General features: G+C 39.3%; 27 protein-coding genes. 15 read left to right on the top strand and 12 right to left on the bottom strand.

The window, feature by feature from the left end; all coding sequences use genetic code 11:
• The first annotated feature begins 105 nt into the window (after positions 1 to 105).
• The 6 genes from GSQ19_RS17900 (at position 106) to GSQ19_RS17875 (ending at position 4,092) form a co-directional block, all read left to right on the top strand.
• On the top strand, positions 106 to 543 hold the full coding sequence (locus GSQ19_RS17900; RefSeq protein WP_011319282.1) for an RrF2 family transcriptional regulator: 438 nt from the start codon (positions 106 to 108) through the stop codon (positions 541 to 543).
• A gap of 123 nt (positions 544 to 666) precedes the next feature.
• Positions 667 to 1,629: a cysteine synthase A gene (gene cysK, locus GSQ19_RS17895; RefSeq protein ID WP_011319281.1), complete on the top strand. Its 963-nt coding sequence runs from the start codon at positions 667 to 669 to the stop codon at positions 1,627 to 1,629.
• 15 nt (positions 1,630 to 1,644) lie between these two features.
• The gene (locus GSQ19_RS17890; RefSeq protein ID WP_011319280.1) at positions 1,645 to 2,352 is read left to right on the top strand and encodes a J domain-containing protein; all 708 of its coding nucleotides are present in this window, start codon (positions 1,645 to 1,647) and stop codon (positions 2,350 to 2,352) included.
• Between the two features lie 54 nt (positions 2,353 to 2,406).
• Positions 2,407 to 2,652, top strand: coding sequence for a DUF2281 domain-containing protein (locus GSQ19_RS17885; protein WP_011319279.1), 246 nt, complete (start codon positions 2,407 to 2,409; stop codon positions 2,650 to 2,652).
• A gap of 38 nt (positions 2,653 to 2,690) precedes the next feature.
• Positions 2,691 to 3,098: a type II toxin-antitoxin system VapC family toxin gene (locus GSQ19_RS17880; protein ID WP_235622532.1), complete on the top strand. Its 408-nt coding sequence runs from the start codon at positions 2,691 to 2,693 to the stop codon at positions 3,096 to 3,098.
• A gap of 121 nt (positions 3,099 to 3,219) precedes the next feature.
• On the top strand, positions 3,220 to 4,092 hold the full coding sequence (locus GSQ19_RS17875) for a 6-carboxytetrahydropterin synthase (RefSeq protein WP_011319277.1): 873 nt from the start codon (positions 3,220 to 3,222) through the stop codon (positions 4,090 to 4,092).
• Positions 4,093 to 4,212: 120 nt separating this feature from the next.
• Here GSQ19_RS17875 and GSQ19_RS17870 read toward each other — a convergent pair whose 3' ends face one another.
• The 4 genes from GSQ19_RS17870 to GSQ19_RS17855 form a co-directional block, all read right to left on the bottom strand.
• Positions 4,213 to 5,265 (bottom strand): tellurite resistance TerB family protein, encoded by a 1,053-nt coding sequence (locus GSQ19_RS17870; RefSeq protein ID WP_011319276.1) that lies wholly within the window; start codon positions 5,263 to 5,265, stop codon positions 4,213 to 4,215.
• A gap of 415 nt (positions 5,266 to 5,680) precedes the next feature.
• The gene (locus tag GSQ19_RS17865; protein ID WP_011319275.1) at positions 5,681 to 6,922 is read right to left on the bottom strand and encodes a BaiN/RdsA family NAD(P)/FAD-dependent oxidoreductase; all 1,242 of its coding nucleotides are present in this window, start codon (positions 6,920 to 6,922) and stop codon (positions 5,681 to 5,683) included.
• A 136-nt stretch (positions 6,923 to 7,058) separates the two neighbouring features.
• Positions 7,059 to 7,223 carry a rubredoxin gene (gene rd / locus GSQ19_RS17860; protein ID WP_011319274.1) on the bottom strand — a complete coding sequence of 55 codons (165 nt, stop codon included), beginning with the start codon at positions 7,221 to 7,223 and terminating at the stop codon, positions 7,059 to 7,061.
• Positions 7,224 to 7,540: 317 nt separating this feature from the next.
• On the bottom strand, positions 7,541 to 8,620 hold the full coding sequence (locus GSQ19_RS17855; RefSeq protein ID WP_011319273.1) for an aromatic ring-hydroxylating dioxygenase subunit alpha: 1,080 nt from the start codon (positions 8,618 to 8,620) through the stop codon (positions 7,541 to 7,543).
• 497 nt (positions 8,621 to 9,117) lie between these two features.
• Between GSQ19_RS17855 and GSQ19_RS17850 the strand changes: the two genes are divergently transcribed.
• Together GSQ19_RS17850 and GSQ19_RS17845 are read left to right on the top strand one after the other, a co-directional pair.
• A complete protein-coding gene (locus GSQ19_RS17850; protein ID WP_011319272.1) occupies positions 9,118 to 11,454 on the top strand; it encodes a WD40 repeat domain-containing protein in 2,337 nt (778 codons plus the stop codon).
• A 42-nt stretch (positions 11,455 to 11,496) separates the two neighbouring features.
• On the top strand, positions 11,497 to 11,715 hold the full coding sequence (locus tag GSQ19_RS17845; protein WP_011319271.1) for a DUF433 domain-containing protein: 219 nt from the start codon (positions 11,497 to 11,499) through the stop codon (positions 11,713 to 11,715).
• Positions 11,716 to 11,869: 154 nt separating this feature from the next.
• On the opposite strand, the gene GSQ19_RS17840 is transcribed toward GSQ19_RS17845, so the two are convergent.
• From GSQ19_RS17840 to GSQ19_RS30285, 7 genes are all read right to left on the bottom strand, one after another.
• Positions 11,870 to 12,133 carry a type II toxin-antitoxin system RelE family toxin gene (locus GSQ19_RS17840; protein ID WP_011319270.1) on the bottom strand — a complete coding sequence of 88 codons (264 nt, stop codon included), beginning with the start codon at positions 12,131 to 12,133 and terminating at the stop codon, positions 11,870 to 11,872.
• Positions 12,130 to 12,330, bottom strand: coding sequence for a hypothetical protein (locus GSQ19_RS17835; protein WP_011319269.1), 201 nt, complete (start codon positions 12,328 to 12,330; stop codon positions 12,130 to 12,132). The genes GSQ19_RS17840 and GSQ19_RS17835 overlap by 4 nt, the downstream gene beginning before the upstream one ends.
• A 168-nt stretch (positions 12,331 to 12,498) precedes the next feature.
• Positions 12,499 to 13,254, bottom strand: coding sequence for an endonuclease domain-containing protein (locus GSQ19_RS17830; RefSeq protein ID WP_011319268.1), 756 nt, complete (start codon positions 13,252 to 13,254; stop codon positions 12,499 to 12,501).
• Positions 13,255 to 13,319: 65 nt separating this feature from the next.
• Positions 13,320 to 13,688 carry a DUF5615 family PIN-like protein gene (locus GSQ19_RS17825; protein ID WP_011319267.1) on the bottom strand — a complete coding sequence of 123 codons (369 nt, stop codon included), beginning with the start codon at positions 13,686 to 13,688 and terminating at the stop codon, positions 13,320 to 13,322.
• On the bottom strand, positions 13,685 to 13,915 hold the full coding sequence (locus GSQ19_RS17820) for a DUF433 domain-containing protein (protein ID WP_011319266.1): 231 nt from the start codon (positions 13,913 to 13,915) through the stop codon (positions 13,685 to 13,687). Before GSQ19_RS17820 ends, GSQ19_RS17825 begins: the two co-directional genes overlap by 4 nt.
• A 245-nt stretch (positions 13,916 to 14,160) precedes the next feature.
• Positions 14,161 to 15,240, bottom strand: coding sequence for a class II fructose-bisphosphate aldolase (fba, locus tag GSQ19_RS17815; RefSeq protein WP_011319265.1), 1,080 nt, complete (start codon positions 15,238 to 15,240; stop codon positions 14,161 to 14,163).
• A gap of 298 nt (positions 15,241 to 15,538) precedes the next feature.
• Positions 15,539 to 15,670 (bottom strand): hypothetical protein, encoded by a 132-nt coding sequence (locus GSQ19_RS30285; RefSeq protein ID WP_268895492.1) that lies wholly within the window; start codon positions 15,668 to 15,670, stop codon positions 15,539 to 15,541.
• A 626-nt stretch (positions 15,671 to 16,296) separates the two neighbouring features.
• Here GSQ19_RS30285 and GSQ19_RS17810 point away from each other — a divergent pair.
• Entirely contained in the window at positions 16,297 to 17,478 is a 1,182-nt protein-coding gene (locus GSQ19_RS17810) for a helix-turn-helix domain-containing protein (RefSeq protein WP_011319264.1), read from the top strand.
• A gap of 87 nt (positions 17,479 to 17,565) precedes the next feature.
• Here the strand turns inward: GSQ19_RS17810 and GSQ19_RS17805 are convergent, their stop codons facing one another.
• A complete protein-coding gene (locus GSQ19_RS17805) occupies positions 17,566 to 17,844 on the bottom strand; it encodes a hypothetical protein (protein ID WP_011319263.1) in 279 nt (92 codons plus the stop codon).
• A 352-nt stretch (positions 17,845 to 18,196) separates the two neighbouring features.
• Here GSQ19_RS17805 and GSQ19_RS17800 point away from each other — a divergent pair, with 352 nt between their 5' ends.
• The 6 genes from GSQ19_RS17800 to GSQ19_RS17775 all read left to right on the top strand — a co-directional run bounded on the left by GSQ19_RS17800 (position 18,197) and on the right by GSQ19_RS17775 (position 22,613).
• A complete protein-coding gene (locus tag GSQ19_RS17800) occupies positions 18,197 to 19,351 on the top strand; it encodes an iron-containing alcohol dehydrogenase (RefSeq protein ID WP_011319262.1) in 1,155 nt (384 codons plus the stop codon).
• A gap of 141 nt (positions 19,352 to 19,492) precedes the next feature.
• Entirely contained in the window at positions 19,493 to 20,098 is a 606-nt protein-coding gene (locus tag GSQ19_RS17795) for a TetR/AcrR family transcriptional regulator (RefSeq protein WP_011319261.1), read from the top strand.
• Positions 20,099 to 20,203: 105 nt separating this feature from the next.
• Positions 20,204 to 20,997, top strand: a protein-coding gene (locus tag GSQ19_RS30545; RefSeq protein WP_104009900.1) for an IS5-like element ISAva8 family transposase whose coding sequence is annotated in 2 segments (ribosomal slippage) — positions 20,204 to 20,555 and positions 20,555 to 20,997 — 795 coding nt in all. Because the reading frame shifts where the segments join, the coding sequence is not laid out codon by codon here.
• Positions 20,998 to 20,999: 2 nt separating this feature from the next.
• On the top strand, positions 21,000 to 21,386 hold the full coding sequence (locus tag GSQ19_RS17785) for a tautomerase family protein (RefSeq protein WP_041456213.1): 387 nt from the start codon (positions 21,000 to 21,002) through the stop codon (positions 21,384 to 21,386).
• A gap of 84 nt (positions 21,387 to 21,470) precedes the next feature.
• Entirely contained in the window at positions 21,471 to 21,911 is a 441-nt protein-coding gene (locus tag GSQ19_RS17780; protein WP_011319258.1) for an acyl-CoA thioesterase, read from the top strand.
• A gap of 63 nt (positions 21,912 to 21,974) precedes the next feature.
• Positions 21,975 to 22,613, top strand: coding sequence for a glutathione S-transferase family protein (locus GSQ19_RS17775; RefSeq protein ID WP_011319257.1), 639 nt, complete (start codon positions 21,975 to 21,977; stop codon positions 22,611 to 22,613).
• Positions 22,614 to 22,720: the final 107 nt, after the last annotated feature.

The raw sequence follows: 22,720 nt of genomic DNA, 5'->3' as shown, positions 1-22,720 counted from the left end.
AGCACTAATGCACAAACCCTACTGCTTAACCGGAGTATACTAGAGGAAGTTAGGGTTTAACACTTAACGCTCTATTCATAATTATTCACCACTCACTTATTGCTTGTGGAACTATCGTGTAAATCAGAATACGCAATTCTTGCCTTACTAGAAATGGCAACTCATTACGACAGTGGCGAACCGATGCAAATTAGGCAAATCGCCGCTCAACAAAGCATACCCGATCGCTATCTAGAACAACTATTAGCGACATTAAGACGCGGGGGTATACTCAGAAGCCAACGTGGGTCAAGAGGTGGCTATTTTTTAGCCCGCGAACCCAGAAAAATTAGCATATTCGAGATATTGGAATGTTTGGAAGGGTTAGAGGTGAAGACTAGTGAAGAAAATCTCAAGTCTCAAACCTTAGATGGTTCTGTTATAGAAGAAATTTGGCAAGAAGCGCGTCAGGCGGCAAATTCCGTTTTGAAAAAATATAGCCTACAGGATCTTTGTGAAAAAAGAGATTCTCGAAGGCAGTTGGATGTGATGTATTACATTTAGTGGTCAATAGTCAACAGTCCATAGTCCATAGTCCATAGTTTATAGGCTGTCGGGCGTGTACTGTGAATGAGGGAAAGTAATTCATGACTAATGACTAAATAATTAATTAAATAAGGGAAAATTATGCGGGTTGCTCGTAACATTACAGAACTTGTGGGTCGTACACCTTTAGTACAGCTAAATCGCATTCCTCAAGAGGAAGGATGTGTAGCTCAGATTCTTGTGAAGATGGAAAGCATGAATCCATCATCATCTGTGAAAGACCGAATTGGGGTGAGTATGATTAATGCAGCTGAACAGGAGGGGTTGATTGCTCCTGGGAAGACTGTATTAGTCGAACCCACATCGGGAAATACGGGGATTGCTTTAGCAATGGCAGCAGCAGCCAAGGGTTATCGCTTAATTTTAACGATGCCAGAAACCATGAGTGGTGAGCGTCGGGCTATGTTGCGGGCTTATGGAGCGGAGCTAGAATTGACACCAGGAATGGAAGGAATGAGTGGAGCAATTCGCCGCGCCCAGGAGATAGTGAATACTACCCCTCACGCTTATATGTTGCAGCAGTTCCGTAATCCAGCGAACGTGAAAATACATCGGGAGACTACCGCCGAGGAAATCTGGGAAGATACCGATGGTCAGGTAGATATGATTGTCGCAGGGGTGGGTACAGGTGGTACGATCACAGGTGTAGCGGAAGTACTGAAAGCCCGTAAACCAAGTTTTCAGGCGATCGCAGTTGAGCCTGCCAATAGTCCAGTTTTATCTGGAGGTAAACCAGGCCCCCATAAAATTCAGGGAATTGGTGCGGGATTCGTTCCCCAAGTCCTAAAAACACAATTGATTGATGAAGTGATTACGGTCACAGATGAAGAAGCGATCGCTTATGGTCGGCGTTTAGCTAGAGAAGAAGGGCTATTATCTGGGATTTCCAGTGGTGCTGCTTTGTGTGCTGCCATTCGCGTAGCTCAACGTCCAGAAAACGCAGGACGCTTAATTGTATTGATTCAGCCTAGTTTTGGAGAAAGGTATCTGAGTACACCATTGTTCCAAGACCTAGAAACGAAGGTAACAGCTAGCATTAGCTAACGTAATTTTGGATGAATGGTCGATTCTAAGAAAGATTTAAATCACTACGAAATTCTCAAGGTCAGCCCTAAAGCCAGCCAAGCGGAGATCAAGCAAGCTTATCGCCGCTTGGTAAAATTATTTCACCCGGATAGTAACCAGGACACAGCAGATAAAGAGCAGATTATCCGAATTAACGCAGCTTATGAAATTTTAGGCGACAATCAAAGTCGCCTCAATTATGATGAGGAACTGCGGGATAAATCTCAGAAATTCAAAGGCGATCGCCTACAGCGTACTACATCAGCACAAAAAGAATATCAAGTAAAACGTAAAAGCGGCAAAGATGCTGATGAACAGGTAGAAGAATGGCTACGCTTGGTATATCAACCAGTCAATCGTTTACTTTCTACTATTCTCAGTTCGTTGGAAGAACAGATTGAGGAACTAGCGGCTGATCCCTTTGATGATGAACTATTGGACGAGTTTCAAGAATACCTACAAACTTGTAAAGATGACTTCAAGCAAGCCCAAACTATTTTTCGCTCCCGTCCCAACCCTCCTAGTATGGCGAGAGCCGCCGCGCACCTTTACTACAGCCTCAATCAAGTAGCAGACGGACTAGAAGAATTGGCTTACTTTCCCTTAAACTACGATGATCGCTATTTACATACAGGTCAAGAATTATTCCGCATTGCTACAAGATTGCACTATGAAGCACAAGCATCTGTAAGCAGTCATTAGAGGTTAGAGAAGATTTCCTGTAATTAGTTGTTTTGAAAATAAGGAGTAGGGGTAATGTCAATTAAAGAACAGATTACTCAAGAACTAGAAACCTTGCCTGAACCGCTATTAAAAGAAGTTTTAGACTTTGTTCAGTTTGTACAAGCCAAACATAAAAACATCAAACCCGTTATAGCCGAACATACTTTAACAGGTTCCACTGCTCAAGATTTATTGGCATTTGTGGGAAGTTGGGAAGGTTCAGACATGAAAGAATGTTTACAACTGGTGCATGAAAGCCGTATGCCACTTGAATTTTAATTATGTATCTTATTGATACTAATCACTGTTCCTACCTAATGGAAGGCCTGCCTAGTGTAGCCGAACATTTGCGATCGCTTGGTCAAGTTCAACTAGCAACCAGCGTGATAGTTGCTGGTGAGCTAAGGTTTATGGCGCACAACTCCCATCAAAAGGCTGCTAATTTAATTAAAATCAATGCGTTCCTGCGCCGGATTAATTTATACGGAATCGATAAAGAGACTACAGAAATTTACGGTGATTTTAAATCAGAAATTATCAAGCAATTTGGCCCAAAAGAAAAAAGTCAACGCAAAACAACTAAATTAACTAGCATTGGTATCAGTGAAAACGACCTCTGGATAGCCGCAACCGCTTTACGCCACTCATTAATTATCGTGTCGTCTGATAGTGATTTTGTAAGAATGCGGCAAGTAAGAGAATTAGCTTTAGAAAACTGGGTTTAGAGTGGGCATTCTCTTGTTTTAGTGAGGAAATAAAATATGCGATCGCTACAGACAAAGAAATTAGTTTATGCTGGAAAGAGTGAAAGATTAAGAAAGTTTAAATTTTGCTCCCAGTTTACTCATGCAATGTATTGTAAATCGCCGCGCTCAGTTTTCGGCTAGCCATCGCTATTGGTTGCCAGAACTGAGTGAAGCCGAGAATATTGAAAAATTTGGTGCTTGCTCTCGATTTCCTGGGCATGGACACAACTACGTCATATTTATCTCTCTGGCTGGAGAACTAGATGAATATGGTATGGTGTTGAACTTGTCTGATGTGAAGCAAGTAATCAAGCGGGAAGTTACCAGCCAACTGGACTTTTCCTATCTCAACGATGTCTGGGCAGAATTTGGGCAAACTTTGCCAACTACAGAAAATATCGCACGGGTTATCTGGCAGCGACTAGCCCCTCACTTGCCTTTAGTCCGTGTGCAGTTGTTTGAACATCCTGAACTTTGGGCAGATTATCAAGGAAACGGAATGGAAGCTTACCTCACTATCAGTACTCATTTTAGCGCCGCCCATCGGCTGGCTCATCCCAATCTTAGCCAAGAGGACAACACAGAAATTTATGGTAAATGTGCGCGTCCCCACGGTCACGGACACAACTATCATTTAGAAGTGACAGTCAAAGGCGAGATTGATCCACGCACCGGTATGATTATCGATTTAGGTGCTTTGAATCAGGCGATTGAAGATTATGTTGTGGAACCATTTGACCACACATTTTTGAATAAAGATATTCCTTACTTTGCTGAGGTTGTGCCAACGGCTGAGAATATCGCTCTATACATTAGTAACTTACTGCGATCGCCCGTCCAGGAATTAGGAGCTAAACTTTACAAAGTTAAGCTGATCGAGAGTCCCAATAACTCCTGTGAGATATACAGCACAGATTCAGAATCGAATACTGTCAACACAGCAAAACCAGAACCAATTTTAGCGCGGATCTAATTGATTCACTGTTCACGGGATGTAGAAAACTTCCTGTGATGAGAATACAAAACAAAATAAAGTAAGATGAGTCTCCAACTTCGCCTTCGTTGGAGACTCATGTTTATTCAGAGTTTGCTACTAGGTAAACTCTATAGTTTCTACAAACCCTAAAATGTTTTCTTTAATGTTCTTAGCTTCTTCTTCAATAGAGGTAGGAGTATCTTCATTAAAAAAGCTACGCTGGTTGCTAACTATATACAAAAAATCATCTTTAATAAAGGAAATCAAACCTCGATAAGCGTTCAATCTAGTAACAGTACCGTTGTTCTCTGCTTGGGAAATTGTTGAGCCATTAGGCATATCTACCAGGGCATAATAATAGCCTAGTGTCTCATGCTCTTGATATTCTGTATGCTTAATTTCCGCGTTGGGTAGATTATTCAGAATTGCCTGTGGTACATACTTTTCAACCATGATTGAGCGGAGATATTCTTGTTTTTCCGTAGAGTCAAGTTCCTCTAATTGTTCTGGAGGTATGGGATAGTAATCAATTCTTAATAAAGTGCCGAAGTCATCTGAGAAACCAACTACGCCTTCTTGACTTTGAATTTTCCCCCCTTGTTCAGCATCAACGGGAATGGGTACAGTGAAGTTACCCAAGGGTGATTCGTATACCTCATCAGAGTAGTTTTCTACTGTAAAAATATCGTCTTCGTCGTCTAGGTAACCTTCATTTTCTACTTCTTGGAAAGCTGCTGTTACCTCTTGGATGATTTCTTGGGCTTCGTCCTCTTCCAGTTTTAATGCTACCTGAAGCTTTTTCAGATAAGCCTGTTTCTCTTGAGGAACTACTAGTTGTTCTTCGTCTAGGAGCATAATGACCCCGGCTGCAAACCCATCCCAGACCAACTCATCGGTGAGGGCTTGACTTGCTGCATTAAATAAAGCCCCGACTCCCTCATCTTCGGCAATGGCGATGAGTTCATCAACCGTTTCAATGATTTCATCTTCTGAATATTCAGCGAAAACCTCAAATTCCCAAAGTATGCCCGCTATACTTTCTGCGTCTATCTCTTCAATATTAGAATCGGCAATGGCGGTAACGACTGCGATCGCAGCAACTGCTTCTTCCGGGCTGAGTGATTCTTCTATGGTCTTTTTTGAGTTAAAGACCTGATCGTAACTAGTCATAAGTGTTACCTCTAGCGAAACGCGAGTTTACACAAAACTGGAGACTCCTATAACAATAGGAAGAAGAAAACGGGCTTTTCATCTACAATGTTTGGTATTTGTCCAATCATCGCAAATCATTAGTACCATAACCTTGTAATTTGAGCCTCTAGCAATTGAATTATTTTTATTAATAAACTGCGATTTTTTAGTTAGATATTTACCTATATTTACAAAGCGATCGCTTTTTAATTAATCTTGCTTGCAGAGAATATTAGTGACTAGCTATCAATCAACTTGATTAGGTTAAGAAATATAGATAAAAAAGTAGAAGGAGAAAATACTAAAGATTTTTAGCCTTTCTCCTTCTAGCTTGTCGTTAGGTAGTAATCTTAAACAGTCACCCTATATTTAAAGACTGACTAATCAACAAAACCTAATCAGCACTATGTTCCCCCATAGCTGTTCCTGCCAAGTAACCTGTTGTCCAAGCACTTTGAAAATTAAATCCACCAGTAACACCATCAATATCCAAAATCTCTCCAGCAAAGTAGAGATTTGGCACAAGTTTACTTTCCATTGTTTTAAAATTAATTTCCTTCAGATTCACACCACCACAGGTGACAAATTCTTCTTTAAAGACTCCTTTACCACTAATTAAATATTGCCCTTGAGTGAGTTCTTGAACTAGCAGATTGAGGGTTTTATTGGATAATCCTGCCCAACGCTCATCTGTGGTAATGCCGACACGAGCAATGATATATTGCCAAAGACGGTGCGGTAAATCAACGCCACGATGTAAAGCGATCGCCCGCTTTCCCCATTCATTTTTTATTGCTAGGATATTTTGCCGTACTTGTTCTTGAGAAAAATCTGGCAACCAATTAACTAACAAGGTTGCTTGATAACGTTTGTCGTGTAGCAATCTTGCACCCCAAGCGGAAAGCTTGAGGACAGCCGGGCCACTTAAGCCCCAATGAGTTATTAACAAAGGGCCGGTTTGTTCCAGTGGTGATGCACCATCAGCACATAACCGCAACCGCGCCGGGTTAACGCTAATACCTGCTAACGCCCGCAATTTAGCTTCAGAAATATTAAAGGTAAATAGTGATGGGACTGGTGATTCAATATGATGTCCCAATTCTTGGGCTATTTGATAGCCGACACGACTGCTACCCGTAGCTAATAATAGGCGATCGCAGTTGATGATCTTCCCCGACCTGCAAAAAATCTCAAACTGATTCCCTTGTGACTGTTTAATTGATGCAACAGCCACTCCTGTTAATATTTCCACCCCTGCGGCTGTGGCTGCGTTCATCAAACAATCTACAATCGTTTCCGAACTATCTGTGATGGGGAACATCCGCCCATCTGCTTCAGTTTTTAACCGCACACCTTGGGTTGCAAACCAATCTACCGTATCTTTAGCCTGAAAGCGTGCGAAAGCTCCCCGCAAAGCTTTACCGCCTCTAGGGTAATACTGCACTAACTCATGTGCATCAAAACAAGCGTGAGTCACATTACAACGCCCACCGCCAGAAACACTGACTTTCGCCAGTGTTTGACGACTGGCTTCAATTAACGTAACTTCTGCTTGGGGGTTGACTCTAGCACAAGCGATCGCACCAAAGAATCCTGCGGCACCGCCGCCAACAACTACAATTTTTGAAGGTAGCAATTTTCCAACTTTCTTTTCTAGATCACCTACTTTCTAGGCTAGTACAGCACGGCGGAAATAAATTTCTCATTGTCAATCTTTCAAAACCTTTGAACACAGGATTTTGAATTTTGCGTAGCGGTTATCGTAGTTATTTTTACAAATCTGCTGGTTCAAATAAATCTTTTGTCGCACCGCAAACCGGACACACCCAATCTTCTGGGATCTCCTCAAAGGGGGTAGCCGCAGCTATACCGCTATCTGGATCACCAACTTCTGGATCATACTCGTAGCCGCACACAGTACATACATGAGTTACCATAGTTTTCCCCTGAATGATTGTTGGGATGGCTTTTAATATACAAGTAGCGCCCAAAAGAAAAATCTACAATCGAACATAAAAATATTTCATCTCTAGCTTTTTGTTTCTCCATAGAGGATTTATCAGCCTCAAGGCTGGCATTATTAAAATAATTGGTGTCAATTTATACGATTTTAATTTTTTTTAGTCGTTATACTCATTTCTAGGTTCTACCTGGGAAATCTGAAGTGGCTTTGCCACTTCTTTTTATGAGTGCAATTGCCTGACTGGAAAAAGTAAAAAGTCATGATAGAGAACTTTCTACTTTTTATCTTTTTTTAATCGTTAGTCAATTCATCTCGCCATTTAGTCTGAGTTTCCTTTACCTCTGTCTCAGGCGATCGCGCTAACAGCCAAGTCTTCCACATCAAAGGTTTTTGCATTTCCACATGATTGATTAATTGCACAATCGATTGATCTACTTTGATGGGATTTTTTAAATTAAACTGCATATTCTGTAAAATGTTTCTCTCATCCCTGATTAATTCCTGCACCAAAGAATTACTCAGCCATAACATCAAACGGTTAAATAACCAACCCAAAAGACCTTTACGTTGCTTAGTAAAAAATATAGTTTGTACTTCTACCTGTTCCCCTGCAATTAACCGCAAAGCTAACATCAGATAGCAACGGCGTAAGTCTGTTCCTACGGTTAAAGTGACTGTACTACCATACCAATAGCAAATACTATAAATAGGATTTTTGTATAAAGGACGAAAGACTTTTTTAAACGGCAAATCATGATATTGTCGTTTATATTTACTAAAAATAATGGCATTTTGATTTAATTCCTGTTTTTCAAAGCCAATATCTAAAACCTGGACTCCTTGAAAATATTGAGTATCAATAGCATTCAACATAATTAGATGAGGATGGCAATTTATCACAAAACTAGAACCGAGAACAGCCTCGTAATCCTGAAACTCTAACTCTGGAACGAATGGTACAGATTCTCGTGGTATTTCTCCAGTCCAAATCCATATTATTCCGTACTTCTCCACCGTCGGCCAAGTTTTTAACTTGAGGGACAGAGGTTCATCTAAACACGGAATCTCCACACATATTCCATCAGCATTAAATTTCCAGTGATGGAAAGCACAGCGTAATTCATTACCTTCAACAGTACCTTCTCCCAAGTGAGCGCCCATATGTGGACAATAGGCATCACAAATAGTTACTTGGTAATCTTGTCCGCGATAAATTACTAGTTTCCTACCTAAGAGAGTGATAGATTTTACTTCATTTATTCCTAAATTATCAGATGGTATTACCCAATACCATCCCTCAATAAAACGTTCTGAATTATTAAAAATTTTCGGTTTATGAGTAGCCTTGATATGCGGAGAGTTTGCATCCATTTGAGGTTTCACTGACAGTGAAGCATTTACCTTAGGAATAGCATGGATATATTACAAAAACAGTTATTTTGAGTACTGGCTTCAATAACCAAATTCATGATTAAGTAAATCAGTATGGACAAATTTAACTATGTCCTGGCGATCGCACACATTTTTGTAGAGATGATAAAGACGCATTCAAGTAGAAATTACACATCAGAAAAATAGGCATTAGAAGCCAAAATTTATGATTTTGCAGAGTTTGGTATCATAATAAAAGAGCTTAAGTAAAATAGCTCTTGATTTCTGCAATAATCTCACCCATATATCTTTACTCATTATTATCATGTCTTCCGACAGAAAAGTTATCTAGAAGTAGTAGGATGACAGTATATATTGATTGTTACGTTAGACGATAAGATCGGCTAATCCACAATGTATAGTATGGGCAATGCTTGACGAGAAGCTAACATAATTTTCTTGTAATACTAATGTGATAGATTTAACAGGAACCCCCTATGGAACCAGGGTTAAGATTACTAATTCAACTAGTACTAGAGTTTGCTCCTGTGTTTGTAAATATCATCCACAAGAGAAGCGAGGAAAGTCTAACCACAGCTAGATACCAAGTCCCCAATTTAATTCAGGGATGTATCGAGACTATCAATAATATCAATGATATTGATACTTCAAATAAGAGCCTTGAACAAGAAAAACTTTGGCAGCAGCAATTGGTGGCTTATCAACGGGAAACACAAGCCCAAATTGCCAATCAACACAGAGAGACAGCGTTAAAGCTACCAGAAGTTAACAAAATTCTTGATAGTTGGCCTTTAAGGTTATATCCGTCACAAATTTTAGAATCCCATCATAGTTATGGACGTAAACCTCTCAAAGTTTTTATTGCACCTCCAAAAATCCAGTTTGATAAATTTGATAATCAAGCAGAGACTTATTCGGAAGTTGAGCTAATGTTGGCGGAGGGTTTACGAGAGTTCATCAACAAAAATTACTCTCTCCACAACCCCACTAGACCTATAGAATTTTTAGCTGGAGCTTGGGATAGTAAAAGATTTCATAGTGAATCAAGTATCAAAGCTTTATTTGGAATCTTAAAAACAGAGCCAATATTAATTTTAGAGTCGGAAAATGATGGAGATTATTTAAATTTTCGCATTGCCTATTGGGGTTTGACTCAGGGAACCTACTATTACAAAACAATTTCTCGCTTACCTTATAAAGAAATTATTCAGAATTCGGCAAAAAATCGGGCTTTAGAGTGGAAGAAAATTAGAGATGAACTACTAGAAATAGGCGTAGATGTAGAAGAAATTAATGAATTCGGAAAAGATAATGTTTTTAATTTAGCAATTTTAGAGAAAGCAGAAAAATGGCAAGCACAGGGTATTGATATTAGTAAATTATCGTTACAGTATCGAATCAATCAACAAGATATTAAGCAACTTTACCAAGTATTAATCACTTGTCATTGTCTAGTTACGGCCTGGGTAGCGGATATCTATCATCTGGGGAATCATGATATACCACCTCTACTACCAGAACTGTTACCAAGTTTGCTCAAAGATGCGATTGATATACAATCCCTGCAAACAATTGCCACAAGTTACAAGCAAGTTTACGAAGCTTTAGAAAAAGAACGACTTTATTGGATACCAGAATTATCTATGCAGTTAGCGCAGAGTTTATCCCATTTACCGGATAATTCTTGGGCGCAAGCAGAAGTTGACTACTCCATCAACGCATGGTTAGAACTGCGTCAAGTTTCATTACAGCACTTTACCAGTCCCTTGGAAGCGATGCAGTCAGTCATCAAGATAGAAGACGAAGAATATATCCAAAAGCTCAGAAAATATTTCACAGCCATAGGCGATCGCCACAGTTTAGAACCTGTAGATAAACTGCTAGAAGCGATCGCCACCCTCAAATACAAACGTAGCCTAGAATACCCAGACCTAACCAAAACAATCACAGGACATTCAGGTAAAGTCACATCTGTGGATATCAGTCTCGATGGCGAAGTTTTGGTTAGCGGCTGTACAGATCAAACAGTTAATATCTGGAATTTGCAAACGGGTAAACTCATCCGCACCCTAACAGGTGATTTAGGAGAAGTTTCCTCCGTAGCCATCAGCCCCGACGGTAATTTTCTCGCAGTGGGTAGCGGTATACATCCGAAAAGTAATGTCAAAATCTGGCATTTAAAAACAGGTAAACTACTCCATACCCTCTTAGGACATCAAAAACCGGTAAACGTAGTAGTTATCAGCCCAGATGGGCAAATTTTAGCTAGTGGTAGTAATAAAATTAAAATTTGGAATCTGCAAAAAGGCGATCGCATTTGCACTCTTTGGCATTCCTCAGCCGTTCACGCCGTAGCAATTAGCCCTGATAGTACAATCCTCGCCAGTGGTAGTTCCGACAACAAAATCAGGTTGTGGAACCCCCGCACAGGCGACCCTTTACGTACCCTCAACAGCCATGATAACGAAGTAAAAGCGATCGCCATCAGTCGAGACGGACAATTTTTATTTAGTGGTAGCGCCGACACCACCATCAAAATTTGGCATTTATTAACAGGTCAAATTCTGCATACTTTAACTGGACACTCAGGCGATATTAAATCCCTCACAACCAGTCCAGATGGACAATTTCTTGTTAGCAGTAGCACCGACACCACCATCAAAATTTGGCGCATTTCCACAGGCGAATTACTACACACCCTCACCGGACATTCAGCATCAGTCAATTCTGTAGCCATCAGTCCCGATGGTACAATCCTCGCCAGTGGTAGCGCTGATCAAACCATCAAAATTTGGCAGATAGATAAAATTTAATAATATAAACTATTCACTACGGAATTTGGAGGTTAAATAGCTATGCTTAAATACTCCTCAATTATTAGCACATCGCCAGAAATTATGGGTGGAACACCCGTCTTTACAGGTACTAGAGTTCCCGTGGAGACACTTTTGGACTATCTCAAAGCCGGAGAGTCGATTGACGATTTTTTAGATGGATTTCCGACTGTAACTAGAGAGCAAGTTATTGCATTTTTAGAAGAGACAAGGAAACAAATTGTTGACGCGGTAGCATAGTTATGAAGTTGCTTGTTGATGAGTGTATTCCCGATTGTAAGATTCTCACCAGTGGTAGTTCTGATCAAAACATCAAAATTTGGCAGATTGATTAAATACAATGAGCTAAAGTCACTCTGACAAAAAACATCGCTAAGATTAAATTTAATTAGCTCTATTTACGGCGATAAACATCTCTACGATGACTAACTTTAACAACTTTAACTATTAATAAATCATCTTTAATCTCGTATAAGATACGGTACTTACTTACACGGACACGATATGTATCTTCTTCACCCTCTAACTTAACAACGCCATTAGGGCGAGGATTGTTTGATAACTCTTGAATTTTTTCCTCAATTTTAAGCTTAATATCTTCAGATAGCTTTTTTAATTGTTTAGCTGCCCTAGTTGTAATTTCTATTTGATAAATCATGCACTCTCTTGTTTATATTGCTCCCAAGAGATAGTAGTATCATTTTTTGCAGCACAAATATCCTGAATATCTTCTTCATCTTCACTTTTACGAATTTTTAGTAACTCTAAAACATCTTCTAAAGTGTCGTCATAAGCTTGTTCTAATTCTTCATCAATAGCTTTGAGTAATTCCTGTCTAGTTTTTGTTGGTTGCATGATATACCTCATTGGTTATTTTTGATTGCTGATACTTATACAATGATGATGGTATTTGAAGTAGGCGATCGCTGTTGTCTCTTGTTTGAGCAACAGTAGATTGATGGTGATTATATGTATTTTTGGTAGTCTATATTTAGATAATAATGCGTTGAGTACTAAAATTTATTAACTCATCTGCAAAATTTTCAAACATACTAACTGATAAATCTCCTCAATTACTGCTTCTATTTTAGATTCTATATCCTCTGTTACATATCTTTTTACAACCCATCCCATCTCTTGTATTCTTAGATTATGCTCTGCGTCCCGCGCTTGGGCTTGAGGTGAAGAATGATAAGTTATACCATCTGTAAAAATAGCCATTTTTAGCCAAGTACTTGCAAAATCTGCCCGAACAATATAGATACCTTCGTTATCATATAATTCAATTTGTGGCTTAATGTAATCATCCAAACCCCTTGCAAGAAGTTCAGCCCAAAGCCTTTGTTCTAATGGGCTGGATTCCAAAGAATCGATATAAGATAAATTCTGCCTGATTCTTTCAAATAACAAGAGTGAATATTGTTTCCTCAATGAATTTTTGCTTAACTCCTGCTGTAATTTTACAAATTCCCCATAAATTTCTTTTTCAATTTCTTTCCCTTCCGTACTTTCAGCTCTGACACTGACTATCTTTCTTGGTTCATTTCCGCAGAATGCACAAATTCCTTCATTGGAATCAATATTGTAAAATAATGATATTTCTTCTGTATTAAATTCTTTTCCTTGTATTGGTGTTCTTAAATGTTTCGGACATTTATACTCACCACACTTAAAGCAGCCATCATGCCTGAACCCCAGATTATTACAACTGGGAATTGCACACTTTACAATATGATTTGGTCTTCTTACGTATGGCGTAGGTTTTATATTCTCGTTCATAAGTCATAAATATTTCGTATCATCTTGTAGGTCGTAACAGAGATTACTGACTATCTTGTCTATGATTAACGTTTAATGGGTAAAATCCGTACTCTTGAACGGAAACGGTCTATTGTCATCAAGACACCCGCTTCCAGTTGCGTTTGGAACTGAATTAAAGTTGTAATTACTAACTCTCCAATAGCAGCAGGTAATAAATCTTGAGTACGTACTTGCACAACACTGGGGGAATTTGCTTGAGTAGCTGCTAAAAGTGTTCCAAAATCTAAATCATTTGTAAACACAATGTAGTTGTTATCAACAGCCCACGTCATGATTACACGGTCGGTTGCACGAGGATTTCCAATAGTTGACCAATGAACAGCTTCAATACCTGCTTGTGCAAAAGTTTCGACCCAATCAGGTGAAAGATTCATATCAATGAGAATTTTCATGCTGAAGTTAAAGGCAATTCTATCTCCTCAACCCGCCAAGCTGCATAGGCTAGAGCCTCATAAATATCAGCCAATTCTAAATAAGGATAAGCTTGAAGAATTTCTTCTGGAGTTCTACCAGATGCCATTAACCCAATAATAGTACCGACAGTCACCCGCAACCCACGAATACAAGGTTTACCTCCCATAACTTCAGGATGGAATGTAATTCTAGTTAGCTGATTCATAAGTATTTCTTCAAGACAATCAACGACCTGATATATAGCTATTCTTGATCTTCTACGATACAAGTTTTTAACGTCAATTATCCAATATGCAACGGATAGTAATAGCACAGTTTTATCATCGCTACGATAATGAATCACTCATTTCCACAAAAAACCGGGTAACACTGAAGTTTCCCGGTTTATTTATATCAATATCAAAAATTTTGCAGGAGCAAAGTATTGCCCCTATTTATCTTTGATTAAAATTAAACCTTAGCAGCAGATTTGCTGATAGCGTTCAATTCGCCTTTAGCATACTTAGCAGCAAAAGTTTCTAGAGAAACTTGCTTAATCTTGCTAGCATTACCAGCAGTACCGAATTGTACATAGCGTTCTGCACAAACCTTCTGCATATATGTAATAGAAGGCTTGAGGAAGTGACGGGGGTCAAATTCCTTGGGATTTTTGGCTAAAGCTTCACGTACAGCCGCAGTAATTGCCAAACGGTTGTCAGTGTCGATGTTAACTTTGCGAACACCACTCTTGATACCTTTTTGGATTTCTTCTACAGGTACACCGTAGGTTTCAGGAATAGCACCACCGTACTCGTTGATCAAAGCGATTAAATCTTCAGGTACGGAAGAAGAACCGTGCATTACCAAGTGGGTGTTAGGCAGACGGCGGTGAATTTCTTCAATACGGCTGATAGCCAAAATTTCGCCGGTGGGTTTGCGGGTAAACTTGTAAGCACCGTGGCTAGTACCGATAGCTACAGCCAAAGCATCTACCTGGGTTGCTTCTACGAAGTTAACAGCTTCATCGGGGTCAGTTAACAGTTGAGAATGGTCAAGAGTACCTTCAAAACCGTGTCCGTCTTCAGCTTCACCTGCGCCGGTTTCTAGAGAACCCAAACAACCAAGTTCACCTTCTACACTTACGCCCAAAGCATGAGCTACATTTACAACTTCGCGGGTAACATTCACGTTGTACTCGAAGCTAGCAGGGGTTTTAGCATCAGCTTCCAAAGAACCATCCATCATGACGCTGGTGAAGTTGTTCTTGATTGCTGAGTAGCAAGTAGAAGGAGCATTACCATGATCCTGGTGCATGACGATGGGAATCTCAGGATAGGTTTCTACCGCAGCCAAGATCAGGTGGCGGAGGAAGTTTTCACCTGCATAATTACGAGCGCCACGAGAAGCTTGCAAAATTACGGGGCTATCTGTCTCGGCAGCAGCCTTCAGGATTGCCTGAATCTGCTCCAAATTGTTAACGTTGAAAGCTGGGATGCCGTAACCGTTTTCAGCCGCGTGATCCAAAAGCAGCCGCAATGGTACAAGCGCCATAGATAGTCCTCCTAATGTGGTTGTCAGCTAGTGGGTATGAAAGCAGCGTAGTGATTACGCTAAATCTTAATAGTTTTTTCAACTTATAGGAAATTATAACTAGTGTAGGGTGTTTATGTTGAAAAAGTTTACGCCGTTACTAATCAAGATGCCTTATGCTTTAACTAAACTGCTGTCAAGTATGCTACGGCACAGTTAGAGGCTTTAGTAGTGTGTTATCCCAGAGAGGATACTATGGGCGATCGCTCATAGAACGGAGCATGACCGCGCCTTGCCATCAATTGAGAATTTATGAATATTACGAATTAATTACTGCCGCTAGTTTCTGGGCAGGTGTAGCGTAATGGAGACGCGCAAATTTATCGCAGGTGAATTTGTTGCCGTTTTCCAGTAGAGGAATTGTCCGATGCTGTGGAGGTGTTTTCACCATAATGATATTTGGACAAGATTTACGCACCCAGGTTGTCTATTGGAATTGGGTGTAAGGGTGTAAGGATTTTAAACATTTACACCTGACCTATCTCTATAGTGTTAACAGTTTTGATGCTAGCGGCGGACGTAAGACCATAAACGAGTAGGTACGCTGATAAATAGGCGCACTAATTCTTAAAAATTAATAATTGCCCAGGGTGTGCCGATTACTTACTAAAAAAGCAGCACTATCTCATAACTTGATATTTTACTAACTTTGGTGAATTATCCAACCACAGATAGAGGCAATCATGATTCAAAAGTGGTAATTTAGCGGCTTATCTGTAAATTTATCCTTTAAAAAAGCTAATTTATACTATGACTTAAAGTCTCAAATCTAGGCATTATTAATAGTTATACTTCCAAAATAATACGGACACATTTCCCATATTATTAATATCTTTCCAGGTTTGAATACTTATTAAAAATATTTTATGAATTTAGCCTTTGAGTAATATTTGAATTATCAATTTTATTGACCATTAAATTTGCAATTGGCAGTGCCAGAGGTGCTGTTATTCCTGTTTAAATTAGTGCATTAAATCTGACTGACTAACTTCTGTCATCAAGTCGTGGGCATCTACAGTGAATATAGAATTATTTATCCAACGGGCAGAAGCATTACATAAACAACTAGCAGATTTGTACCAAACTGCTAGCGTGTTGCCTTGGATTCCGCCAGATTTACTACCACAGGCTTTTAAAGAGCTTTATAGTAACTCCAAGCTAGTACAGATGGCGGCAGAAGAACTTTATCATCAAAATGAGGAACTTATACAAACACGCAGTTTATTAGAAGCAGAACGCCAACACTACCATGATTTGTTTGAGTTTGCACCAGATGGTTATTTAGTAACTAATGCAGAGGGAATTATTCAAGAAGCTAACCTGACTGCGGCAAATTTATTCAATGCACCAAAACATATACTAGTGGATAGGTCAATAATTAATTTTATTCGCCTCGAAGAAAGGGAAAGCTTTCGCTGTGAACTCAATCAATTATTCCAGACCGATAAGGCTAAAAAGTTAATAGTACGCTTACACCAATTTCATGGTGAGTCTTTTGATGCGCTTCTAACAATATCTGTAGTTCGTAGCCAAAACGGTAAAATAAAATCTCTGCACTGGTTGTTAAGTCACATTAATGAAAATCAACAGCAAAATTTAGGCTTAGTCAATCATGAAAATTATCTTAGTCAAAACCGTTCAGTATACGTATATGCTAAAGGAGAGAATATCCCCCTTAATCCTTTAGTTATTTGGTATGTTCGCCAAGGTTTAGTCAAGCTGAGTACTTTTTGTGAGACAGGTGAAGAAGTATTAATGGGTTTAGTCAAAACACACATGGTATTTGGCTCTAGTATGACTAGTTTACCTATCTATCAAGCTACGGCTCTTTCTGAGGTGGAATTAGTATCAATCAATTTTGCAGAAATAGCTGTTTCCCAGATGCTGAGTCATAACCTGCTACCGAAAATAAATCAGCAATTACAGCAGAAGGAATCTTTTTTAGTTATTGCTGGAAGACGAAAAGTAGAAGATCGTCTCTATCATCTATTACAGTTTTTAAAACAAGAAATTGGTGAACCTATAGGAGAAGGGACTCGCCTAAGTGTACGTTTCACTCATGAGGATATTGCTAGTGCTTGTTGTACTACTAGAGTGACAATTACACGATTGATGGGTAAGTTACAACAACAAGGTTTGATTAGTTTTGACTCTAAGAAACATATGATTATTAATAAGAGGCTAGAGGATAGGGCATAAATTTTTCTGTGAATGGCCGAGTTATGAGTGCTGATTCAGTAATTTTCTTTTTTCACCCCTAACCTCTAAACCTCTCCAAAACTCGGCTTAAGATTGTTGGGGAATTAAACTGGCGTTTTTAGTCGCGCTATCCCAAACTACCCAGCTAAAAGAGCTATTTTGCTCAACGGGGCTATTGGAAACTTTAAAGTATAATTTTTCTCCACCCTTGATTTCAATGGCAAAATCAGCATTTTGAGCGTAAATAACTTTAAAGCCTCTATCTCGTAGACAATACATAGCCCAAGCTTTCAACGATTGCTTATGTGGTTCGTGGGGGATGGGTGGTTTTGTAATGGCTTCTTCTATGACCTTAAATATCTGCATTGGCTTTTGATTTAATGTCTAAGGTGGTGCTGAGTAATTTTAATATCATCCTGGTTTTTTGTGTTTGGGGAAGACCAAAAAATAAATTATTCCAAATTAACGGTTAGTAGGGTGCGTCAGTATGAATAATTTCTTGTTACAGCTAGGTTTTTTCGCACTGACGCACCCTACATTTTGGACATTTTTTTATCTGGAAGTCCCTTGTCTTTCATATTTTCTCAAAGCACGGCAGATGTGCTAGTAAAGCTTCTCATTCCTGAAGACTACCTACTCATTGATGGGTACAGGCGCAGAAATAGTAAAACTGATTACAATACTCAAGGCAAAATTTTATTCCTTGGTTTCAACATTTATGGAAAACTTTGTTTTTTACAACCCAGTCAAAATTTTATTTGGCAAAGGTCAAATCGCTAATATTGCCGCCGAAATTCCGACTGATGCCAAGATTCTCATTACCTACGGTGGCGGTAGCATTAAAGCCAATGGTGTATACGACCAAGTTAAATCTGCATTGACTGGACGGAACGTGTTTGAGTTTGGTGGGATTGAACCCAATCCCCATCTAGAAACTCTTTTGCAAGCTGTGGAACTGGTACGCCAAGAAGGTATCGATTTTCTCTTGGCTGTTGGTGGTGGTTCGGTTGTTGATGGGACTAAATTTATTGCGGCGGCGGTTCCTTTCGTTGGCGATCCTTGGGATATACTGGCAAAGCAAGCGCCTGTGACTGCGGCTGTACCTTTTGGGGCGGTATTGACACTACCAGCTACAGGTTCGGAAATGAATACTAACTCGGTAGTGACTAAGTGGGAAACCAAAGAAAAGCTGTTCTTTGCTAGTCCCTTGGTGTTTCCTCGCTTCTCGGTTCTTGACCCAGAAACAACATTTTCCTTACCGCCTAGACAAATTGGTAATGGTATTGTTGATGCCTACACCCATGTGATGGAACAGTATTTGACTTATTCAGTTAATGCACCATTGCAAGACCGATGGGCAGAATCTATCCTGAAAACTTTGATTGAAGAGGGGCCAAAAACCCTAGCTAACCCCACAGATTACGATGCTAGGGCAAATTTGGTATGGGCTGCAACCTTAGCACTCAATGGGCTAATTGGTGCAGGAGTACCCCAAGATTGGGCTACACACATGATTGGTCATGAGTTAACAGCATTGCATGGTCTAGATCATGCTCAAACATTGGCGATTGTCTTACCCAGCACCCTCTCAATTAGACGCGATCGCAAGTGGCAAAAACTCCTACAATATGCAGAACGAGTCTGGAACATCGTCGATGGTTCTGAAGAAGAAAGGGTAAATGAGGCGATCGCTAAAACTCGCAATTTCTTTGAGTCTGTAGGTGTCCGCACTCGCCTATCTGACTATGGTGTAGGACTAGAAACCATTCCTCTTGTTGTGGAAAATTTACAAAAACATGGTTTAGCAAACTTAGGTGAACACAAAGATGTAGATTCCCAAGTCGTTGAGCAAATTTTAACTCTCTCAGCGTAGGAACTGGGGAAGGTGGAGTCCCTCTGAAGATAAGGGGTAATGGGGAGTGGAAAGCAGGGCGACCAGTTACCCATTACCCATCCCTAGACTTTCCAATAGTCAATATGTTATTCTCAATCAGACCAACTGGTCGGTAAAAAGATGTCTAAAGGCGAAGAAACAAAAACCCGAATTCTCCAACAAGCGGCGGAACTGTTTAACCAGCAGGGATACGCTGGTTCGTCTATTTCTGACATCATGCGTGTAACTGGATTGCAAAAAGGAGGAATTTACAATCACTTCCACAGCAAAGATGAATTAGCACTACAGGCTTTTGATTATGCGATCGCCTCCATCAGCAAACACTATAGAATGGCATTGCGTAGTAAACGTCATGCTATAGAACGTGTACAAGCACTAATTCAAGTCTTTAGTAGTTTTGCGGAAAACCCACCCATCACCGGAGGATGTCCGTTACTAAACACGGCTGTGGAAAGTGATGATACACATCCAGCTTTACGGGAACGCACTCAACAAGCGATGAACTCTTGGCTGAATATGATTCGACGAATCATTCAAACGGGAATTGAGAGAGGAGAAATTCAGCCTCATGTCAATACTGAGGAAATTGCCACTATCATAGTTGCAACTTTAGAAGGTGCAATTATGATGAGTCAGCTTTATGACGATACGATTTATATGCAAAGGGCAGTGAATCATCTGAATCATTACACAGAAAATATCCTAAAAATTCATGGTACAAATTAAAGTTTATGGTTTAGAGGCTATTTATAAAGTAAATCTAAAAGCGAGAGAAAAGGAGTTACGGTAACGATAAAATACTTCATAAACAGTGTATTTACATAGTTGCTCATGGCTCGAAAGTCTTACCCCACAGACTTAACTGATATAGAGTGGGAAATTCTGTCTGAGTTGATTCCACCAGCAAAAACTGGAGGACATCCACGCACAACAGATATGCGTGAAATATGCAATGCCATCTATTATCATTTGAAAACAGGATGTCAATGGAATATGCTTCCAGGGGACTTCCCACCAAGCTCAACGGTATACAGCTACTACAGGAAATGGCAGCGCAAGGGAGTTTGGGAAAAATTAAATCATACATTGCGTGGTCAAGTTCGCTCAAAGTTAGGCAAATCAACACAACCAACTGCGATCGCCGCAGACAGTCAGTCGGTCAAGACCGACCAAAAAAAGGGGATGTGTACGGTTTTGACGGATGTAAAAAGGTAAAGGGCAGAAAGCGGCAGACTTTGGTTGATAGTCTAGGACTTTTGTTAAAAGTCGTTGTCAGTGAAGCAAACGCCCCAGAACGAGTACTTGCTGCTTACGCACTCATGGAATTGCTAGAAGAACGCCCGGAATTACTGGAAAAAGTTAAAGTTATGTGGGTTGATTCTGGTTACGACGGTGATAAATTTGCACTCTGTGTTTGGTTGATGATCCAAGCTCATGTTGAAGTCATACGGCGTACTGAACAAGAATTTCAAGTTTTGCCTAAACGTTGGGTAGTAGAAAGAACATTTGGGTGGTTTAACCAATACCATCGTCTTAGTAAAGATTATGAGCGTCTTACCGAAATGAGCGAAGCAGCCATATATGCTGTTATGACTAGAATTATGCTACGTCGTCTTGTCTCCTAAAGATTTACTTTATAAATAATCTCTTAGCAGCAAAACTAAACCCAATTAAAACAGAGCTATCAAATATTCTCCATACCTCTTTAATTGAAGTTTTACAGATTAGTACTGAGAAGAAATTTCATCGATTCTTCCCATTAGATAAAGTAGATTTCTACTATCCATCTGATAGAACAGAAAATTATCTAATTATTGAAATTATTATGTTTGAGGGGCGTTCAGTAGAGACGAAAAAACAGCTACTACAAGATATTATTAGAAAAATTAACGAGCAATTGCAAATTTCAGTTTATGATATCGAAATTACACTTTTGGAAATTCCCAAACAAAATTGGGGTATTAGGGGAGTGCCTGGAGATGAGCTAAATCTTAGCTACAAGGTAGAAGTTTAAAGTTTCATGAATAAACTATCTTCAAAGATAGTTTATTTTTTGTGCAGAAACCGACCAAAAGGTCTTAAATAAACAGGAGTAACTATGCTAACAGTAAATAACTCACATAGAGCATTAGAAGTAACCTTGCAAATACCTGTAAGAACTTATGAAATTGACTTTGCTGGAATTGTCAGCAACATTGTGTATATTAAGTGGCTAGAAGATTTACGTTTAAAATTTCTAGAAGAACATTTTCCCATTCATCAACAAATTGAGCAAGGATATGTACCCATACTTACTGGGACAGAAATTGAATATAAACGTCCCATTAAGTTAATTGATCAAGTAATTGGACGCTTATGGGCAAGTAATTTGGGACGATTAAAATGGACAGTCCAAGCAGAGATTTTAGCAAACAATCAACTAGCAGCAGTTGCTCAACAGAAGGGTGCTTTTGTAAATTTACAAAATGGTCGTCCAGTGAGAATCCCAGATGAATTACAGCAAAAATATTTAAATATTACTAAATTAAATAATGAATAAAGTTTTTAGGATTTTTTTATTTTCTTACAAACCCATCGGTCTTTTTTTGAGGAATAAAAGTGTATGCTCAAATTCTACTACAATCATCGTTCACCTATGGCTCGTCGTGTATGGCGTACCTTACTAGAAAAAGAAATTACATTTGAGCCAATACTCATGAGCTTAGATGGCGATCAACTGCAACCTGAATTTGTAGAAATCAACCCATTTCATCATATTCCCGTCATATTAGATGATGGTTTTCGGGTAATTGAATCTCTAGCAATCATGGACTATTTGGAATCTAAATACCCTACACCTGCACTGTTACCTAAAGAATCTGAGTCTTTAGCAAAAGTCAGAATGGTACAGATGGTGGCAACAAATGAACTATTACCAAAAATGATTTCCTTGATTTTTGAGGAGAAAAATTCGGCAAAATTCTTGCAGGCCTATGAGCATATAAATAAAGTCTTGGGATTTTTATCAGAATCTTTAGATAACGAATCTTATTATGGTGGAGAACAGTTGACCTTAGCTGATATTGTGGCTGGAACCGATTTATCTTTGTTGCCGAAATTAGGGATTAGTTTTAGTAACTACCCCAATTTGCAAGATTGGTTTGAGCGTTTAATGACACGGAAATCGTGGCAACAGACAGAACTTAGTGTAGAAGATTTTGAAAAATTTAAGCGTGTTTTTATTAAGCTACGTCAACGCTAGCTAAAGCAAGAAAATAAATAATAAGCCTTTAGCGATCGCAGAACGCCCAGTATAGGTGATCACCTGTATTTATAAACTAGTGATAAAAGCCCGACTGACAAACAGTA

Source organism: Trichormus variabilis 0441 (assembly GCF_009856605.1).
Lineage (GTDB): Bacteria > Cyanobacteriota > Cyanobacteriia > Cyanobacteriales > Nostocaceae > Trichormus > Trichormus variabilis.
This window is presented reverse-complemented; position numbering and strand designations above follow the sequence as displayed.

Excerpts from the sequence above, each read along its gene's own strand:
- cysK (WP_011319281.1), top strand. The coding sequence starts at position 667 with ATGCGGGTTGCTCGTAACATTACAGAACTTGTGGGTCGTACACCTTTA.
- GSQ19_RS17890 (WP_011319280.1), top strand. The coding sequence starts at position 1,645 with ATGGTCGATTCTAAGAAAGATTTAAATCACTACGAAATTCTCAAGGTC.
- GSQ19_RS17885 (WP_011319279.1), top strand. The coding sequence starts at position 2,407 with ATGTCAATTAAAGAACAGATTACTCAAGAACTAGAAACCTTGCCTGAA.
- GSQ19_RS17880 (WP_235622532.1), top strand. The coding sequence starts at position 2,691 with ATGGAAGGCCTGCCTAGTGTAGCCGAACATTTGCGATCGCTTGGTCAA.
- GSQ19_RS17875 (WP_011319277.1), top strand. The coding sequence starts at position 3,220 with ATGCAATGTATTGTAAATCGCCGCGCTCAGTTTTCGGCTAGCCATCGC.
- GSQ19_RS17870 (WP_011319276.1), bottom strand. The coding sequence starts at position 5,265 with ATGACTAGTTACGATCAGGTCTTTAACTCAAAAAAGACCATAGAAGAA.
- rd (WP_011319274.1), bottom strand. The coding sequence starts at position 7,223 with ATGGTAACTCATGTATGTACTGTGTGCGGCTACGAGTATGATCCAGAA.
- GSQ19_RS17855 (WP_011319273.1), bottom strand. The coding sequence starts at position 8,620 with ATGGATGCAAACTCTCCGCATATCAAGGCTACTCATAAACCGAAAATT.
- GSQ19_RS17850 (WP_011319272.1), top strand. The coding sequence starts at position 9,118 with ATGGAACCAGGGTTAAGATTACTAATTCAACTAGTACTAGAGTTTGCT.
- GSQ19_RS17845 (WP_011319271.1), top strand. The coding sequence starts at position 11,497 with ATGCTTAAATACTCCTCAATTATTAGCACATCGCCAGAAATTATGGGT.
- GSQ19_RS17840 (WP_011319270.1), bottom strand. The coding sequence starts at position 12,133 with ATGATTTATCAAATAGAAATTACAACTAGGGCAGCTAAACAATTAAAA.
- GSQ19_RS17835 (WP_011319269.1), bottom strand. The coding sequence starts at position 12,330 with ATGCAACCAACAAAAACTAGACAGGAATTACTCAAAGCTATTGATGAA.
- GSQ19_RS17830 (WP_011319268.1), bottom strand. The coding sequence starts at position 13,254 with ATGAACGAGAATATAAAACCTACGCCATACGTAAGAAGACCAAATCAT.
- GSQ19_RS17825 (WP_011319267.1), bottom strand. The coding sequence starts at position 13,688 with ATGAAAATTCTCATTGATATGAATCTTTCACCTGATTGGGTCGAAACT.
- GSQ19_RS17820 (WP_011319266.1), bottom strand. The coding sequence starts at position 13,915 with ATGAATCAGCTAACTAGAATTACATTCCATCCTGAAGTTATGGGAGGT.
- fba (WP_011319265.1), bottom strand. The coding sequence starts at position 15,240 with ATGGCGCTTGTACCATTGCGGCTGCTTTTGGATCACGCGGCTGAAAAC.
- GSQ19_RS30285 (WP_268895492.1), bottom strand. The coding sequence starts at position 15,670 with ATGGTGAAAACACCTCCACAGCATCGGACAATTCCTCTACTGGAAAAC.
- GSQ19_RS17805 (WP_011319263.1), bottom strand. The coding sequence starts at position 17,844 with ATGCAGATATTTAAGGTCATAGAAGAAGCCATTACAAAACCACCCATC.
- GSQ19_RS17800 (WP_011319262.1), top strand. The coding sequence starts at position 18,197 with ATGGAAAACTTTGTTTTTTACAACCCAGTCAAAATTTTATTTGGCAAA.
- GSQ19_RS17795 (WP_011319261.1), top strand. The coding sequence starts at position 19,493 with ATGTCTAAAGGCGAAGAAACAAAAACCCGAATTCTCCAACAAGCGGCG.
- GSQ19_RS17780 (WP_011319258.1), top strand. The coding sequence starts at position 21,471 with ATGCTAACAGTAAATAACTCACATAGAGCATTAGAAGTAACCTTGCAA.
- GSQ19_RS17775 (WP_011319257.1), top strand. The coding sequence starts at position 21,975 with ATGCTCAAATTCTACTACAATCATCGTTCACCTATGGCTCGTCGTGTA.